The sequence below is a fragment of the Clostridium subterminale genome (genome assembly GCF_039521425.1).
GTDB classification, from domain to species: Bacteria; Bacillota; Clostridia; order Clostridiales; family Clostridiaceae; genus Clostridium_J; species Clostridium_J subterminale.
The window spans coordinates 274,804-291,353 of record NZ_BAAACI010000007.1; the positions used below are offsets into that span (position 1 = coordinate 274,804).

General features: G+C 28.9%; 15 protein-coding genes and 1 riboswitch. Of the genes, 1 reads left to right on the forward strand and 14 read right to left on the reverse strand.

All coding sequences use genetic code 11. The features are described 5' to 3' along the window. Positions 1 to 189: 189 nt before the first annotated feature. From hydF to ABDZ93_RS15025, 8 genes are all read right to left on the reverse strand, one after another. Positions 190 to 1,380, reverse strand: a complete 1,191-nt coding sequence (hydF, locus tag ABDZ93_RS14985) for a [FeFe] hydrogenase H-cluster maturation GTPase HydF (protein ID WP_343827258.1) — start codon at positions 1,378 to 1,380, stop codon at positions 190 to 192. Between the two features lie 21 nt (positions 1,381 to 1,401). After that, positions 1,402 to 2,451 (reverse strand): [FeFe] hydrogenase H-cluster radical SAM maturase HydE, encoded by a 1,050-nt coding sequence (hydE, locus tag ABDZ93_RS14990; RefSeq protein WP_343827259.1) that lies wholly within the window; start codon positions 2,449 to 2,451, stop codon positions 1,402 to 1,404. A 329-nt stretch (positions 2,452 to 2,780) separates the two neighbouring features. Beyond that, positions 2,781 to 4,163 carry a TraB/GumN family protein gene (locus ABDZ93_RS14995; protein ID WP_343827260.1) on the reverse strand — a complete coding sequence of 461 codons (1,383 nt, stop codon included), beginning with the start codon at positions 4,161 to 4,163 and terminating at the stop codon, positions 2,781 to 2,783. Positions 4,164 to 4,359: 196 nt separating this feature from the next. Continuing rightward, positions 4,360 to 5,394: a M42 family metallopeptidase gene (locus ABDZ93_RS15000; RefSeq protein ID WP_343827261.1), complete on the reverse strand. Its 1,035-nt coding sequence runs from the start codon at positions 5,392 to 5,394 to the stop codon at positions 4,360 to 4,362. 182 nt (positions 5,395 to 5,576) lie between these two features. After that, the gene (locus ABDZ93_RS15005) at positions 5,577 to 5,999 is read right to left on the reverse strand and encodes a GNAT family N-acetyltransferase (protein ID WP_343827262.1); all 423 of its coding nucleotides are present in this window, start codon (positions 5,997 to 5,999) and stop codon (positions 5,577 to 5,579) included. Positions 6,000 to 6,059: 60 nt separating this feature from the next. Then, positions 6,060 to 6,410, reverse strand: a complete 351-nt coding sequence (locus tag ABDZ93_RS15010) for a DsrE family protein (RefSeq protein ID WP_343827263.1) — start codon at positions 6,408 to 6,410, stop codon at positions 6,060 to 6,062. Positions 6,411 to 6,622: 212 nt separating this feature from the next. Continuing rightward, positions 6,623 to 7,135 carry a ferritin family protein gene (locus tag ABDZ93_RS15015; protein WP_343827264.1) on the reverse strand — a complete coding sequence of 171 codons (513 nt, stop codon included), beginning with the start codon at positions 7,133 to 7,135 and terminating at the stop codon, positions 6,623 to 6,625. 479 nt (positions 7,136 to 7,614) lie between these two features. Further along, positions 7,615 to 7,992, reverse strand: coding sequence for a PH domain-containing protein (locus ABDZ93_RS15025; RefSeq protein ID WP_343827265.1), 378 nt, complete (start codon positions 7,990 to 7,992; stop codon positions 7,615 to 7,617). Between the two features lie 143 nt (positions 7,993 to 8,135). Beyond that, positions 8,136 to 8,215, forward strand: a riboswitch (NiCo riboswitch). A 97-nt stretch (positions 8,216 to 8,312) separates the two neighbouring features. Here ABDZ93_RS15025 and ABDZ93_RS15030 point away from each other — a divergent pair. Beyond that, positions 8,313 to 9,200 carry a cation diffusion facilitator family transporter gene (locus ABDZ93_RS15030; RefSeq protein WP_343827266.1) on the forward strand — a complete coding sequence of 296 codons (888 nt, stop codon included), beginning with the start codon at positions 8,313 to 8,315 and terminating at the stop codon, positions 9,198 to 9,200. A 256-nt stretch (positions 9,201 to 9,456) separates the two neighbouring features. Here the strand turns inward: ABDZ93_RS15030 and lplA are convergent, their stop codons facing one another. From lplA to gcvT, 6 genes are all read right to left on the reverse strand, one after another. After that, a complete protein-coding gene (gene lplA, locus ABDZ93_RS15035; protein ID WP_343827267.1) occupies positions 9,457 to 10,440 on the reverse strand; it encodes a lipoate--protein ligase in 984 nt (327 codons plus the stop codon). A gap of 56 nt (positions 10,441 to 10,496) precedes the next feature. Further along, positions 10,497 to 11,879 (reverse strand): dihydrolipoyl dehydrogenase, encoded by a 1,383-nt coding sequence (lpdA, locus tag ABDZ93_RS15040; protein WP_343827268.1) that lies wholly within the window; start codon positions 11,877 to 11,879, stop codon positions 10,497 to 10,499. 182 nt (positions 11,880 to 12,061) lie between these two features. Then, the gene (gene gcvPB / locus ABDZ93_RS15045) at positions 12,062 to 13,516 is read right to left on the reverse strand and encodes an aminomethyl-transferring glycine dehydrogenase subunit GcvPB (RefSeq protein WP_343827269.1); all 1,455 of its coding nucleotides are present in this window, start codon (positions 13,514 to 13,516) and stop codon (positions 12,062 to 12,064) included. Continuing rightward, complete coding sequence (gene gcvPA, locus ABDZ93_RS15050; RefSeq protein WP_343827270.1) at positions 13,516 to 14,856, reverse strand: aminomethyl-transferring glycine dehydrogenase subunit GcvPA; 1,341 nt, start codon at positions 14,854 to 14,856, stop codon at positions 13,516 to 13,518. Before gcvPA ends, gcvPB begins: the two co-directional genes overlap by 1 nt. Position 14,857: 1 nt before the next feature. Next, positions 14,858 to 15,253: a glycine cleavage system protein GcvH gene (gene gcvH / locus ABDZ93_RS15055; protein WP_343827272.1), complete on the reverse strand. Its 396-nt coding sequence runs from the start codon at positions 15,251 to 15,253 to the stop codon at positions 14,858 to 14,860. Between the two features lie 12 nt (positions 15,254 to 15,265). Then, a complete protein-coding gene (gcvT, locus tag ABDZ93_RS15060; RefSeq protein WP_343827273.1) occupies positions 15,266 to 16,372 on the reverse strand; it encodes a glycine cleavage system aminomethyltransferase GcvT in 1,107 nt (368 codons plus the stop codon). Positions 16,373 to 16,550 lie beyond the last annotated feature (178 nt).

A 16,550-nucleotide genomic window follows, 5' to 3' on the forward strand; every position in this document is an offset into this window, starting at 1 on the left:
TACTTATTTCCACTACTAAGTACTAAAGTAGAATATTTGGGCAACGAACATAGCCTCAGTGGAATATTGCTATCCTCTGAAGCCTAATGCTTATGCTATTATTTATGAGTGCAAAACATATTTTTGCACCCATACACATTTTAAACCTTACTGTCTTTATTGTCAAATTTATATTTAATATGGAATTATTTACAATTTATAAATAGATAAAGTTCTATCTAAAATCCCTGTTAAATATGCAAGTATGACTCCATAGTTAGTTATAGCGACTCCCTTATCTTTACACTGATCTATTCTGTTAATAACAGTTTTTCTATTTATCATACATGCTCCACAATGAATTATTAAATCATATTTTTCTATATCCTCTGGAAAATCATGTCCAACTCTATATTCATAGGTGAGTTCATATCCTAAATGTTTATTTAAAAGTTTTGGAATCTTAGCTCTTCCTATATCCTCATGTGAAACATTATGAGAGCAGCTTTCTGATATAAGTATTCGTGAATTTTTGTTAAGTTCTTTGATTTTATTAGCTCCCTCTACAAATACAGATAAATCTCCTTTATGTCTTGCAAATAGCATAGAAAAACTAGTTAACTTAATATGGGGTGGAACTATTTTATCTACCTTTTTAAAAGCTTGAGAATCTGTTATTACTAAATTTATATCTTTAATATCCCCTAGAGCAGACTCAAGTTCTGTATCTCTTACTATATAACTTTTTATTCCATAATCTAAACAATCTCTTATGCATTGAACCTGAGGTAATATTAATCTTCCTTTGGGTGCTTCTGAATCTATTGGTACCACAAGAACAACCTTACTATTATAAGGCAGTAAATCTCCTATTATTGGAAGCTCTTCTTGATTCTCTTGTACCATAGCTATAATTTTTCCCTTTAAAGTTTCAATTCCTTCACCAGTTATAGAAGATACAAATACCCATTCCGAGAATTTATTTTTTAAATCTATTATTTCATTTTCACTCAAAGTGTCTATCTTACTAATGACAAGAATATTAGGTACATTATATTTTTTAAAGTTTAGTTTCACTTCTTCATAAGCTTTCATATCTATATCATCTGAATCCATAACATATAGAGCTAAATCTGTTCTTTTCATTATTTCAAGAGTTCTCTCACCTCTTAAAGCTCCAAGTTCAGTATCATCCCAAAGCCCTGCCGTATCAATAAACAAAACCGGTCCTATAGGAATTAATTCCATTGCCTTTGATACTGGATCTGTAGTAGTTCCCCTTACCTCTGAGACTATAGATACTTCTTGCCCAAGAATTTTATTTAATAAGGATGATTTCCCTACATTAGTCTTACCATAAATGGCTATATGAGTTCTATTAGAGTTAGGTGTAGTATTCATTCTATCTCTCCTTATAATCAATTACTTACGTGTCCAATCTATATTATCTCCTCTAGTAATATCTAGCTGGAATCCTGCATTTCTTATTCTATTCTCTATGCAATGTCTACATTCTGCTGCCTCGTCTCCAGTACATATCTTTCCATCATAGAGAGAATATTTTTCTCTTACGCGTCTTGGTGAAAGATTAGGCATAACAACATTTGCCCCTGCTTTAATTCCAAGCTCTCTTCCTAAAGGATTAATACTACCTAAAGCTGTGGTAGCTGGTAATAAAATATTAGGTACTAAAAGTCTAACTAAAGCTAACATAGTTATAGTTTTTTCTAGTGTACCTGCTTTATAATCATTTAATACTGTGTCTTTATGAGGTATAAATGGTCCTAGCCCACACATATGAGGATTTAACTCTTTTATGAATCTTAAGTCATTGACTAAATCCTTGTTTTCTTGTCCCGGTAATCCTACCATAAATCCTGCTCCTATTTGATATCCTATTTCCTTTAGATTATATAGACACTGTCTTCTATTTTCAAAGGTAGCTCCTGGGTGAAATCTATCATATAGCTCTTTCGTAGCGGTTTCGTGCCTTAATAAATATCTATCTGCACCTGCATCATAGAGCTTCTTATAGGATTCATAACTTCTCTCTCCTAGAGAAATTGTTATAGCACTTTTAGGGTGTCTCTTTTTTATAGCTTTAATTATTTCTACTAATTTTTCATCTGTATAATATGGATCCTCTCCACCTTGCAATACAAAGGTTTTATATCCAAGTTCATTTCCTAAATCTGTACATTCTAAAATTTCTTCTAGAGTAAGTCTATATCTATCAGCATTTTTATTTTCTGCTCTAATTCCACAATAAACACAATTCATGCTACAGTAATTAGTGAATTCAATGAGACCTCTTATATATACTTTATCTCCATATACCTTCATCCTAGTTTCATGAGCTTTTTCTATTAAATATTTTTTACTTTCTTCATCCAAATTATCTAATATATACAATAACTCCTCTGAAGATAAATCATTAGTTAACTCCAACTTATCTATTAAATCTCTTATCATAATTTTCCCCTTTACAATATAATTTTAGGTAAGTTCATTTTTATATTTATGAATTCAATCTAACTCTATAATATCCTTAACCTAAAATAAAAGTCTAGCCATCTTAATATTGAAAGAAAGCTAGACCCATAATATATGCCAATACCTATGGTTCTGGTTTTATAGTTTTCTTTCAGATTAGATTATTATATCTTTTCTGTTAGATTATTTTAAACCTTTACATAAAGTGTTTTATGAAAATTTGAATTTATTATCCCACTTTTAGAATAATACTTTGCTACAATAAATTCAAGTCATTTATTTTTATTACAATGATTTTAATGAGACATTTACGGATTACTATTCTCATATATTCTATTAAAATAAGATTCGTCTATAGAAGGATTCTTTATAATAATCACTCCTTGAAAATAATCAATAGTTACTCCTGGGTTTTTTCCTATAATTCCTCCAATTTCTTCTCCATTTACATTTTCCTGTGGATATAAGGCATCATCTGGAAAAGGAAAGTATATAGGCGTAAACTTTCTTCTATATGGACTTCGTGAATTATCTAAATTTATTACCATATCTTCTTTATCTAACTCAGTCTCCTGAAGAAGCGTATTTAAATCTTCTCTTGCTGCATTTATTTGTATTTGTGTATTATTAAAATCAAATTTACCTTTTTGGTATATTACATTGATTCCTAAAACCTTATCCTTAAATTTCTTATCCTTTGCAATTTTTGCCCCTAAAAAATCTAAATCTAAAGTTTCATGCTGATAGTTATATATATAGGGTACATGTATATAACATCTTTTCATATTCATACTTTTATAGAAACTATTTAAATTATCATATAAATATTGAGAATATTTTTGATTTCCATCTTTCATATTTGAATCATCTTGAGAATATGTTTTCATAATTTCTTGCATATTTTTCATGTTATTTATAACAATTTTTATATTATTAAAGTCCTCACCCAAGGCTTCTTTATATGCATCTTCATTGGCATTAATTTCACTATAGAAGTTTTCTACATATCCTATAATTATTTTATTTCTCTCATCTAGTTCCTTTTCATTGCTTATATTAGTTACAAGGTCTTTACTTTTTAAGTTTTCCAAAAACTTATTTATATTTTCTATTTGTTTTTCTGTTAAATCCGAATTTCTACTAATTATCCTTTTAAAATATAAGTCAATAGATTCAAAGGACTCATATATTCCTATTCCTATAATATTTAACTTTTTATTATCGGGAAGCTGACTATTTTTTAAATATAATCTTTTAAGCATGTCCAGCGTTGAATATCCAGTAAAAACATATCCAGTAGACTTATTTTTATAGTTTTCTAATAAATTTTCATCTCCAGTCTGCAAGTATTCATTTATATTGGCAGCTTCTGAATATCCTGCATCAATTAAAAAATATTTTAGCTTCCATTCATCCATTAAATAAGTTATAAACTTATATTGAATTTGTGTACTTTCCTTTATACCTCTTTCTTCATTAGTCATAATTATCTTTTTATCTTTTATACTATCATTAAAAATTTCTAATGCTGAATAATCATCATAATTAGTGAAGTCTATAGCAGTAGAATTTTTTCTTATATAGCTTTTCTCATTAGCTGGCAGTGATATATACATTCCCCCTAATAAAAGTATAAATCCTATCACAAAGGTTAGTGTAAAAATAGTCTCTTTCTTCATTTTAAAGTTCAATAGATATCCCTCTTTTCACTATGAAATTTATACCTAGTGCATATTTAAATTATACGTAATATAGAATTATTTGTAAATAAAATTACTATTTATTCTATACTGTTACAAATTTTTTATTAGCTTTATTCATGGTGAAAATTTCTTCTAAAAATAAGACTCAACCTATCATCTATAGTGATAAGTTGAGTCTTGATAACTATCTTGTTAAGTATGCATATAATAATTTTATTGTTCCTTCTAAAGCTGTGTAGTGAGTTCTTTCCATTCCGTGAGAAGCGTGAACTCCAGGTCCTATTAGAGCACCTTTAATATTATTTCCACCACTAAGTGCTGCTCCAACATCTGAACCATACATTGGATAGATATCTACAGCATATTTAATTTCATTACTCTTAGCAAGGTTTACTAAATCTGTAGTCATATTAAAATCATATGGTCCATTAGAATCCTTAGCACAGATAGAAACATCATATTCTGTACAAGATAAATCTTCCCCAATACATCCCATATCTACAGCTATCATTTCTGTTATATCTGATGGTATATAAGCTGAACCATGTCCAACCTCCTCATAAACAGATATAAATACTTTAGTTGTATAAGTAGGAACTATTTTTTCACTGCTTAATATGTGAAGAAGATTCATTAAACATGCAACACTGCCTTTATCATCTATAAATCTAGATTTCAAGAAGCCACTTTCCGTTATAGTAGTCTTAGGATCTATAAATATAAAATCTCCAGGACATATACCTAATTTTTCTACATCTTCTTTAGATTTTACAACTTCATCAAGTCTTACTTCCATATTCTTAGCATCACGTGGTTTAGATTTAGCATCTTCAAATACATGAGCTGCTGGACTTGTACTTAAGAATGTTCCATTATATATTTTTCCATCTCTAGTTCTAACCTTACAATATTCAGCATCTAAAGTAGGAACTATTGGTCCTCCAATTAAAGTAAACTTTAAAGTACCTTCACTAGAAATAGATCTTACCATAGCTCCTAATGTATCTACATGTGCAGATAACCCTATTACTTTGTCATTACTCTTTCCAGGAACAGTTATAACTCCACAGCCTTTAACAGTCTTTTCAAAAGTATAACCTAGTTCTTCTGTCATTGATTGGATTTTGTCCATAACGTCATAACAAAATCCACTTGGGCTATCAATAAGCAATATTTCTTTTGCTGTATTTAAAACCTTTTCTTTGTTTACTGTTATCATTTCTCGCCCTCCTGATAATATAAATTTTATATTTCTATTATTCCTTAATCTTAGATATAAAATAATTAATTTTCAAAATATCTAAATTATTATAATAGTCATATAATTTAGCCTCTCTAAATATTATAATATTCATCTATAAATTATTAAAGGGTTATTTAAATATTTCTTGTTAAAGTTTTCTATTCAATAAATCCCTTTTCTTTCATATTTTCAGCATTGTTAAATAAAGCCATACCAGTTTTCATCTTTCTAAAATTAAGACTACTATAGAATCCTTCTTTGCCCTTTGCAGCATATAATATCACATTACATCCTGAAATTGATTCTAGTATAGTACTTACAATTAACTTTCCTATACCTTTACCTTGATACTGTGGCAATACAGCTACATCATAAATTACTCCTTGATAAACTCCATCTGATAAGGCTCTTCCAAAACCAATAAGTTTATCGTTATCATATACAAATATAGTACTATAGCTGTTTTCAAAAGCTTTCTTATGGGTTTCTTCATCAAAATACCCCATACCTCCCAGCTTTAACATTTCTGGTATCAAGCTCCAATCCACGTTAGTACAATCTTTTTCTATTTTTATATTCATAATATTGCTCCTAAATTACGTTATTTTATATTAATTATTCATTCTTATAGATATAAAATTTTAAGGCTTTATATAAGCATAACCTTCTTCTTGTTTCTTTACAATTTCAACTACTCCAGCAGAAACCACTTCTATAAAACTAAATATTTCTTCCTTTGATATGTAAAATTTAGATAAAGCATTATTGCAAGCTACAACTTTTACTCCTTCTTTATCTAAATACTCGAACTCTGAAAAGTATTGGGAATTAGCGTTTTCATTTTCTTTAAATCTAAATACAGCTTCTCCATTAGCCACTACTTCAATTTTAGCTTCTTCTTTATTCTCTTTACTAAACTTAATCACATTTTTTATATTTCCAATAGTAATATCCCATTTATTTAACTCATCAATATGAAACAATACTTTCATTTCATTAACCTCCTTATATAATACTTTTTAAGAATAGCTATAAATTATTTTTTCTTAGTGTATTAAGTTAATAATATCTATATTAAAATAAAAAGTCCACCCTACCTATATTAAATTTTCTTTCTTAATAAAAATATAATCTGCGCTCCCCCATTAATATAAGGACAATTATATTCTCCTTATTGGGTTTACACAGATTATTTTATACTTTATTATAATGTTCCATAATTATCTTTATCTAAAATAACTAAAGCTCTGGTTAATTCTTCTACATGTTCCTTTTCATCCCTAGTTATATCATTTATTATTTTAATTAAAGTACTGTTATTTAAATTCCTAACAAATTGTTCATAAAGTAAAATAGCCTCTAGCTCTCCTTTTATTCCTTCCCTAATAGTTACAAGTAGATTAACATCCTTATCATATTTATTAGTATAGTCTTTATACTTCTCTTTAGATGACATATTTACATGTTCTTTAGCTTCTTCCTGTAATTCCTCCTGCTCTGGATCAACACATCTTAGAGCATTTAAAAACATTGCATAATGCCTCTTTTCATCTTCCATAATGTGATGAAATAATTCTTTAAGTTCTTTATTTTCTGTAACTGCTATAAAATGACTATAATCATTTATTGCCACTAATTCCGCAACAAGTCCTTCTCTTAAGAATCCTTCCACACTTTTTGCAATACCCTGAGGTTGTCTATCAGTAGAATAGCTCATAATAGCCTCCTTAATTATTTATCTACATTATATTTATATTAAAATGATTTTATCTTATGAGTGGCTCTTCTACATTTAGAAACAATTCTTCTATTTCTGGCTCTTGGTTAAATTCTGTTAATCTGATTATTAAGTAAATTAAATGCTAAATTTGATGAAGTTAAATTTGCAAAATCATATGTAAAACATTTATCTTCAAATATACAATGTAGAATAAATTTTGGTATAGATACCTACTGGCTTAATTCTAATAGGATTAAAAACAAAAGTGCTATAAACCCTACATATGAGATTAGGAATATAGTTAAAAAATAGGTACTATTAATTTATAGCTAACAATATAAAGTTTATAAATTTATTTTAATAGAAGATGAAAAAAGTGGATTCATCAAGAATCCACTTTTAAATATGCAAACTGTTTTTCTTTAATTTTATTTTTAGCTTCCGCTACTCATTAACATGCACTCTTATGTTTATAACTATCTGCTACAATACTCTGCTAATATTGATTGTACTTCATAGATATTACAACTACTGCTAAAAGTCTTTTCTATAGGCATACTCATTCCAGAAACAAATATTTTAAGTTCTGCATCTAAGTCAAAATGTCCTGATGTTTCCACTTTGAAATTAGTAATTGCTCTATATGGTACTGAATGATATTCTACCTTTTTACCAGTAACCCCTTGCTTATCTATAAAAATTAATCTTTTATTTGTAAATATAATCATATCTCTTACTAGCTTGTATGCTTTTTCTATTTGTTCGTTAGATCCTAATAATTTCATATAGTCTTCCCTGATTTTATTGATATCCACCTCTGACGCATTTCCTATTACACTACTAAATAATCCCATGACCATCACTCCCTTTATAAAATTAATTTAATTATACCCTAAATAACAAATATTAGTAAATATTTTTATATAGTCTTTCTTAACTTAAATGTATTTTTATGTGGCCTTATATTTATCTTTGCATATACTATAATTAAAATAGTTATATATTTATTGAACAGGCGATGATATTTCATGCAGCCGGGCTTTTTCTCAAGCAGTGGAACGAATCCATGGGACATTTTTTAAATGTTCTTGGGTTTTTTTATTTTCTTATTTTTTAAACTTCTTCATAAATTGTATATATTATTTTGTTTAACATATCTAATAGGAGGTTTTTTATGAATATTGATAATTACAAAAAAATCAGAAAAGTATTATGGATAATATTTTTTGCTAATTTACTTGTGGCTCTTTTAAAAATAGTTATTGGAAGTTTAATTAAAAGCTCCAGTATTACCGCCGATGGATTTCATTCTCTCTCAGATGGTTCTTCTAACATAGTAGGATTAATTGGTATAGGCTTGGCCTCAAAACCTATAGATAAAGACCATCCCTATGGTCATAAAAAGTTTGAGATGCTTTCTGGTCTATTTATAGCTGTAATGTTAGTTTTTATGGGAGGAAAAATTATTATTAATGGAATAGTCGGATTTACAGTTCCTAAGGCTTTAAGTATAACTCCAGAAAGCTTAATAACCATATTAATTACGCTTTTTATAAACATTCTAGTTTCAAAATATGAATATAGTATTGGTAAAAAACTCAACAGTTATATATTAATTTCTGACTCTCTTCACACTAAAAGTGATATTTTTGTATCTTTAGGAGTATTAACTACCCTTATAGGTATAAAACTTGGACTTCCACCCATAATAGATTCCATAGCTTCACTGGTGGTAGCTGGTTTTATTCTTCATGCTGCCTATGAAATTTTTATATCTACCAGTGGAATATTGGTAGATAAAGCTATATTAGATGATGAATTTATTAAAAATGCTATCTCAGATTTTAGTGAAATTAAAGATATTCATAACATTAGAAGTAGAGGAAGTGAAAATAATATATTTATAGACATGCATGTTATGGTAGATCCAAAATATAGTGTAGAAGATTCTCACGTACTACTTCATAAAATTGAAAACAAAATTCGAGAAAAAACCAATAATAATACAGAAGTAATAATACATGTAGAACCTTATTATGAAAATATATTAAGCCGAGAATAAATCATTTACACTTATTATAGTTTTAGTAACTTGTATAGTTGTTAATTAACTTAGCCTAGTTATAGGCACTTTAAATTGTAACTTAAAAATTCTTCGACATATTATAAAATTTATTTATTCTATTTACTTTAACAATATATTCAAAAAGTGGATTCGATAAGAATCCACTTTTAAATATATAAGCTATTTTTATTTAAAATTAATATATCTATATTTTATTTAGATAATTAAAGTATATCGCCTAATTTAGGCAATTTTATAAAAAAAATAATCCTAAAAAATCTTCTTTATTTATATTTCCAAAATATTTTTTCATATTAATATTATCTATTACGCTGTGAATTTCTTCATTATTATGCTTTTTACCTATAAGAGCTTTTTCAATTTCTTCAATATTTTCTTCTCCAAAGAAATCTCCAAAAATTCTTATATGTTTCATTACACCTTTTTCAACATCAATACTTAACTCTATAGTACCAGCAGAAAACTTTTTCTCATTATAAAAATTATATTTGGGCGACTGTCCAAAATTCCACTGCCAAGTTTCGTATTTGGTTTTAACTAAATTTTTAACTTCTTCAATTTCCTCATTATCTAAAGTAGTTATAACCTTATCTTCCTCTGCCCTGCTTATATACTCAAATATTTTATTCTTAAAATCTATAACACTAAGAGATTCCTGTAGGTATTCACTAATGTTTGTAATTCTACTAGATACAGATTTAACTGCCTTATCTGAAAATTTTATAGGCTTTGAAATTAAAGCATCACTTAAATTAACTATGTCAGAGGAAAATAATAAAGTCCCATGATGCATTACTCTGTTTTTATATTTACATTGAGCATTTCCAGAAAATTTTTTCCCCTCTATCAAAAGGTCATTTCTCCCTGAAAACTCTGCTTTTACACCCAATTCATTTAACACACCTATTATTGGAATAACGAAAGTCTCAAAATCATTAAACTTTTTCCCATCATCCTCTACTATAAATGTAAAATTTAAATTTCCAAGATCATGAAAGACAGCTCCACCACCACTCTGTCTCCTTACAACCTTTATATTATGCTTTTTAATATATTCTTCATTAATTTCCGATAAAGTATTTTGATTTTTTCCAACTACTATACAAGGTTCATCTCTCCAAAGTACAAAATACTCACCATTCTTTTCTCTTAATAGATACTCTTCTAAAGCTAAATTAAAATAAGGGTCTGTATAATCATTATCTATATATCTCATTTTTTCTCCTTTTTGTTTAGAATAAGTTATACCGCTACATACATTTAGAATAATAGCTACTTATTTATACTGTGTATAGACTCTTTGTTCAAGCCTAAAACTGCTTCATGTAGTGCCTCACCTAGAGTAGGATGACTATGAACTACTTCTTTCAATTCTGAAACTGTCATTTTCTTTTCTACCATTATCGTTCCTTCTAATATTAAATCAGACGCATGAGGTCCAAGAATATGCACACCTAAAATCACATTATTTTCATCACTTATAACTTTTACCAAACCTTCACCCTCGCCTAAGGCTAAAGCTTTTCCATTAGCTCCAAATAAAAATTTATTTTTTTTATAGCTTATTCCCTTATCTTTTGCTTCTTCCTCTGTAATTCCTACTACTGCTATTTCAGGAAAAGTAAAAATACAAGAAGGAATCACTGCTTTATGACAGGTTTTATTTAATAATATATGCTCTACAGTTTCTACACCTTGATGAGAAGCTGCATGTGCAAGAAGTGAAATTCCATTTACATCTCCTATAGCATATACTCCCTTTAAAGAAGTTTCATAATTATCATCAACCACTATACCTTTTTTATACGTGTCCATTCCTAATCTTTCCACATCAATACCTTCATAATTAGGTTTTCTTCCCTTTGCAAGAAGTACTTGCTCCCCTTTTACTTCAAACTCACCTTTTTTACCTTGACATTTTATAATAACTTCTTCTTCATCACTAAAGCTCATCACTTTAGTTGAAGTAAGAATTTCTATTCCAGATTTTTTTGCCATAGCTGAATATCGCTTTGAAATATCCTTATCTATATCATACAGTATAGAATTTCTTGCAACTATAACAGTAACTTTACTTCCCATAGCATTAAAGATACTGGCAAATTCCATTCCAATTACTCCACCGCCTATAACTACTAAGGATTTTGGTATATGGTTAAAATCTAAAAGTTCAGTACTGGTTATAATATTTTTACTACTATATACTCCTTCTATAGATGGAATTTCAGCCTGAGATCCGGTAGCTATAATTATATTTTTAGCTTCAATAGTTATTTCTCCATCTTGGGTGCATACTATTGCATTATTTTTATCAATTAATGTAGCTTTACCTCTTATAAGTTCTACATTATTTCCCTTTAAAAGCGACTCTATTCCAGTTACTAAAGTTTTTATAATATTTCCTTTTCTTTCTTGGATTTTATATACATCTATTTCAGGATTGTATGCTTTAATACCAAAATCTTCAATATGACTTAAATTATTAAAAAGCTCTGCAGTTCTATATATGGTTTTAGTTGGAATACACCCATAATTTAGGCATGTCCCGCCTAGGCTTTCTTTTTCTATAAGACATACTTTCGCTCCTAATTGAGCTGCTCTAATAGCGGCTACATACCCACCAGGTCCTCCACCTATTACAATTATATCTCTCATAACTACACTCCTTAATACATTCTGTATGATTTATTATAGAAACCTTTTATATACAAATTTATTCTGGTTAAAATTTTAACAAATTTGTACATAAAGGCATTAATATAATGATGTCAAAGATTATATTAATGCCTTTAGAAAAATTAACCTTGCCTCTCCATTTCCAATCCTTACCTCAAAAGTTATTTACTCCACTTTAAAATCGGTGTTCTAGCTGCTTTGACTTGATCTAATCTTCTTACTAAAGCATTTTGGGGAGCTTCATGTAAAATTTCTGGAGTCTCTTTGGCTTCTATAGCTATTTTTTTCATAACTTCAACAAACTCATTGATGGACTCTAAGCTTTCACTTTCAGTAGGTTCTATCATAAGAGCATCTTCAACTATTAGAGGGAAATAAACTGTTGGTGGATGTACGCCATAGTCAATCAACCTTTTAGCTACATCTAAAGTTGATATGTGATTTGGGTTATCTTTTAATCCAGCAAAAATAACTTCATGTTTACATATCTCATTTATAGCCACCTTATAATAATCTTTTAAAGCTTCTTTTATATAATTAGCATTTAATACAGCATTCTCTGAAGCAGCTTTCAATCCTTCTCTTCCCATAGTTAGTATATAGGTATATGCTCTAACTAATACGCCAAAATTACCGTAAAAACTTCTTACTTTTCCAATGGAATTAGGTCTTTCATAATCATATACAAACTTATCTTCTTCCTTTTTTATAATTGGAACTGGAAGAAACTTCGAAAGTTTGCCACATACGCCTACTGGACCTGCTCCTGGACCACCACCACCATGTGGTGTTGAAAAGGTCTTATGAAGATTTAAATGACACACATCAAATCCCATATCTCCAGGACGAGCTTTTCCCATAATAGCATTTAAGTTTGCCCCATCATAATATAAAAGACCACCAGCTTCGTGAACTAACTTGCTTATATCCTCTATATTTTTTTCAAATAAGCCTAAAGTATTAGGATTTGTAAGCATAAGCCCTGCTACTTCATCATTTAAAACTTTTTTAAGCTCTTCTATAGAAACTAACCCATCCTTATCAGATTTAATTTCAACAACTTCAAATCCTGCTACTTTAGCACTTGCAGGATTTGTACCATGAGCTGAATCAGGAACTATTATTTTTTTACGTTTAAAGTCATTTCTACTTTCATGATATGCTTTTATTAATAAAAGCCCTGTAAATTCTCCATGAGCTCCAGCAGCAGGTTGCAATGTGAAATCATCCATGCCTGTAATTTCACATAACTTTAAAGAAAGGTCATGCATAAGCTCTAAAGCACCTTGTACATTTTCAGCTGATTCATTAGGATGAATTTTACTAAAGCCAGGAATCACAGCCATGTCTTCATTAATTTTAGGATTATATTTCATAGTACAAGAACCTAGAGGATAGAAACCCTTATCCACACAATAGTTTTTATTAGAAAGAGCAGTGTAATGTCTAACTACATCAACTTCACTTACTTGTGGAAGATAAGCATCTTCTTTTCTTAACATATTTTTAGGTATAACGGACTCTATATTTATATCATCCACATCTATTTCTGGAAGCTTATAACCTACGTTACCCTCACATGATAGTTCAAAGATAACTTTATTATAACTTTTCATTATATCTCCTCCATCACTTTAACTAATTTATCTATTTCATCCTTTGATCTTTTTTCTGTTACACAAAGTAGCATAGAGTTATTATATTGAGGGTAATCTTGTTCTAAAATATATCCACCTAAAATATTATTTTCTAATAATTTATTATTTATTTCACATGAGCAAGAATCTGATTTAATTACAAATTCTTTGAAAAATGGTTTATTAAATAAAGGTTTATATTTTCCACTTTCTATTAATTGTTTAAATGCATAGTGAGATTTTTTAATGCATTGAGCTCCTATTTCTTTTATTCCTTCTTTTCCTATAGTGGCCATATATACAGCAGCTCCTATAGCCATCAATGTCTGATCTGAACATATATTAGAGGTAGCTTTTTCTCTTCTTATATGTTGTTCTCTTGCTTGAAGTGTTAATACATATCCTTTATTACCATGACTATCATCAGTTTCGCCAACTATTCTTCCTGGCATTTTTCTCATAAGCTTTTTAGTAGTATTTAGAAAACCTAGACCCGGTCCACCAAAGTTAATATTAGCACCAAGACTTTGGCCATCACCTATAGCTATATCTGCACCTAATTCACCAGGACTTTTTAAAATACCTAAAGATAATGGATCCACACTCATAATAAATAAAGATTTATTTAAATGAATCTCTTTTTCTAATTCATCTACTTCTTCTATAATTCCAAAGAAGTTTGGACTTTGTATAATAACTCCTGCTATCTCTTTATTTAATAATGATTTTACCTTTTCAATATCTGTAACTCCATTATTTTCGTCAACTTCTAATAAATTGTATCCTTTATACTTTAGATAAGTCTTTAGAACTTGTCTTGTATTTGGATGTACTGTTTTAGAAACTATTATGGTATTTCTCTTTGTATTTTCTATAGCCATTACAGAAGCTTCTACTGCAGCTGTAGCTCCATCATACATAGATGAATTTGAAACTTCCATACCTGTTAAGTTACAAATCATAGTTTGATACTCAAAAATTGCTTGTAAAGTTCCTTGGCTAATTTCAGGTTGATATGGAGTATATGCTGTATAGAACTCTGTTCTTCCCGTTAAATGCTTACATATAGAAGGAATATAATGATCATACATACCTGCACCTAAAAAACAGCTCAACTCCTCTGTAGATTTGTTTTTATTAGCTAATTTAGTCATAATCTTCTCAACTTCTAATTCCGATAAGCCTTTAGCAATATTTAATTCTCTATTTAATTTCAAATTATCAGGAATATCTCTAAATAAATCCTCTATTGATTTTACAGAAATAGAATCAAGCATTTGATTTTTTTCTCTTTCTGTAATAGGAATATAAGGAAACATATTATTCACCTTCTTTACATAGGTCTTTGCATATTTCTTGATATTCTTCAGCCTTTAATAAATCTTTTAGTTCATCTTCATCTGATAATTTTATGCAAATCATCCAAGCATCATAGGCATTCTCATTTATTAAAATAGGGTTATCACTCAACTCTTCATTTACTTGTAATACGATACCACTAGCAGGCATGAAAATCTCCTCAGCCGCTTTAACAGACTCAATTGTTGAAAAAGCTTCTCCCTTAGAAAATTCATCTTCTTCTGATGGTAAATCTACAAAAACTATATCTCCTAATAATTTTTGTGCACAATCTGTAACACCTATATAAGCCTTATCTTCCTCTACTCTTATCCATTCATGATTCTTTGTATATAATAAATTTTCTAATACTAACATAATTACTCCCCCTTATTTTTGAGTTTTTTTACTATAAAACTTTTTATTTACAACTATTGATTTTAGCTCTTTGTTTCTAACCTTTATAAAAATTTCAGTACCTAATGCTGTATACTTAGCATCAATTAAAGCAAATCCTATGGTTTTGTTTAATGTAGGAGACAAATATCCAGTGGTTACATGTCCTATTTCTTCACTATCCTTAATCACTGCATAACCATGTCTTCCTATCCCTCTATCTACCAATTCATATCCTACTAATTTTCTAGTTAACCCATTTTCCTTCTGTTCTACTAAAGCATCTTTACCAATAAAGTTTTCTTTATTAAGTTTTACAAAAAATCCAAAGCCCATTTCTAAAGGTGTTATAGTTTCATCCATCTCATTGCCATATAACGGAAGTGTAGCTTCAAATCTTAGTGTATCTCTAGCACCAAGTCCAATAGGTTCAACCCCTTCATTTTCTCCTGCTTTAAGTATTTCTTTCCACAAAAGTACTACATCCTCTGGTTTTGCATATATTTCAAAACCATCTTCACCAGTATATCCTGTTCTTGAAATTAAAACTCTTTTACTACATATGTCTACATCGTTTTTAAACTGGAAGAATCCTATCTCCGATAAGTTAAGTTGTGTTAATTTTTGTAATATTTCTTGAGCTTTAGGCCCTTGAAGTGCCAATTGAGCAACACTTTCTGAAATATCTTCAATAGTTACTTCAAAATTAGCTTTATTATCTAACATCCATTTAAAGTCTTTTTCTTTATTGCTAGCATTTACAACTAAATAATAATAATCTTCTGAAAACTTATAGGCTAGTAAGTCATCTACCACACCGCCATTAGGATAACACATAAAACTGTATATAACCTCTCCATTTTTAAGTGTTTTTACATCATTAGTTAAAAGAAAATTCACAAAATTTTCAGCATCTTTCCCCTTTACTAATATTTCCCCCATGTGAGAAACGTCGAACAAACCTGCTCTTTCTCTTACTGTCTCATGCTCATGTAGAATTCCTTTAAATTGAGTTGGCAATTCATATCCAGCAAACTCTACAATTTTGCCACCATACTTCTCATATTCTCCTCTTAAAGGAGTAACTTTTAAATTGTCCAATTAAACCCCTCCTTAATTTAAAAATAATGTATATAAGTCTATTATAACGCTAATATATTTATATGCAATATTTTACTCAAAATACAATATTTAAGAATAAAATATTGCATACTACTTAATACTAATTATAAATTTTATATAATTTTTTAAATAACAAAAGAAAAGTCATAAATACAAT

What these genes read in the sequence shown, in the direction of transcription:
- ABDZ93_RS15025 (WP_343827265.1), bottom strand. Translation starts at nt 7,992, where the DNA reads ATGGGATTATTTAGTAGTGTAATAGGAAATGCGTCAGAGGTGGATATC.
- ABDZ93_RS15005 (WP_343827262.1), bottom strand. Translation starts at nt 5,999, where the DNA reads ATGAATATAAAAATAGAAAAAGATTGTACTAACGTGGATTGGAGCTTG.
- lpdA (WP_343827268.1), bottom strand. Translation starts at nt 11,879, where the DNA reads ATGAGAGATATAATTGTAATAGGTGGAGGACCTGGTGGGTATGTAGCC.
- lplA (WP_343827267.1), bottom strand. Translation starts at nt 10,440, where the DNA reads ATGAGATATATAGATAATGATTATACAGACCCTTATTTTAATTTAGCT.
- ABDZ93_RS15015 (WP_343827264.1), bottom strand. Translation starts at nt 7,135, where the DNA reads ATGAGCTATTCTACTGATAGACAACCTCAGGGTATTGCAAAAAGTGTG.
- gcvPB (WP_343827269.1), bottom strand. Translation starts at nt 13,516, where the DNA reads ATGAAAAGTTATAATAAAGTTATCTTTGAACTATCATGTGAGGGTAAC.
- gcvH (WP_343827272.1), bottom strand. Translation starts at nt 15,253, where the DNA reads ATGTTAGTATTAGAAAATTTATTATATACAAAGAATCATGAATGGATA.
- hydF (WP_343827258.1), bottom strand. Translation starts at nt 1,380, where the DNA reads ATGAATACTACACCTAACTCTAATAGAACTCATATAGCCATTTATGGT.
- gcvPA (WP_343827270.1), bottom strand. Translation starts at nt 14,856, where the DNA reads ATGTTTCCTTATATTCCTATTACAGAAAGAGAAAAAAATCAAATGCTT.
- ABDZ93_RS15000 (WP_343827261.1), bottom strand. Translation starts at nt 5,394, where the DNA reads ATGATAACAGTAAACAAAGAAAAGGTTTTAAATACAGCAAAAGAAATA.
- hydE (WP_343827259.1), bottom strand. Translation starts at nt 2,451, where the DNA reads ATGATAAGAGATTTAATAGATAAGTTGGAGTTAACTAATGATTTATCT.
- ABDZ93_RS15030 (WP_343827266.1), top strand. Translation starts at nt 8,313, where the DNA reads ATGAATATTGATAATTACAAAAAAATCAGAAAAGTATTATGGATAATA.
- ABDZ93_RS15010 (WP_343827263.1), bottom strand. Translation starts at nt 6,410, where the DNA reads ATGAAAGTATTGTTTCATATTGATGAGTTAAATAAATGGGATATTACT.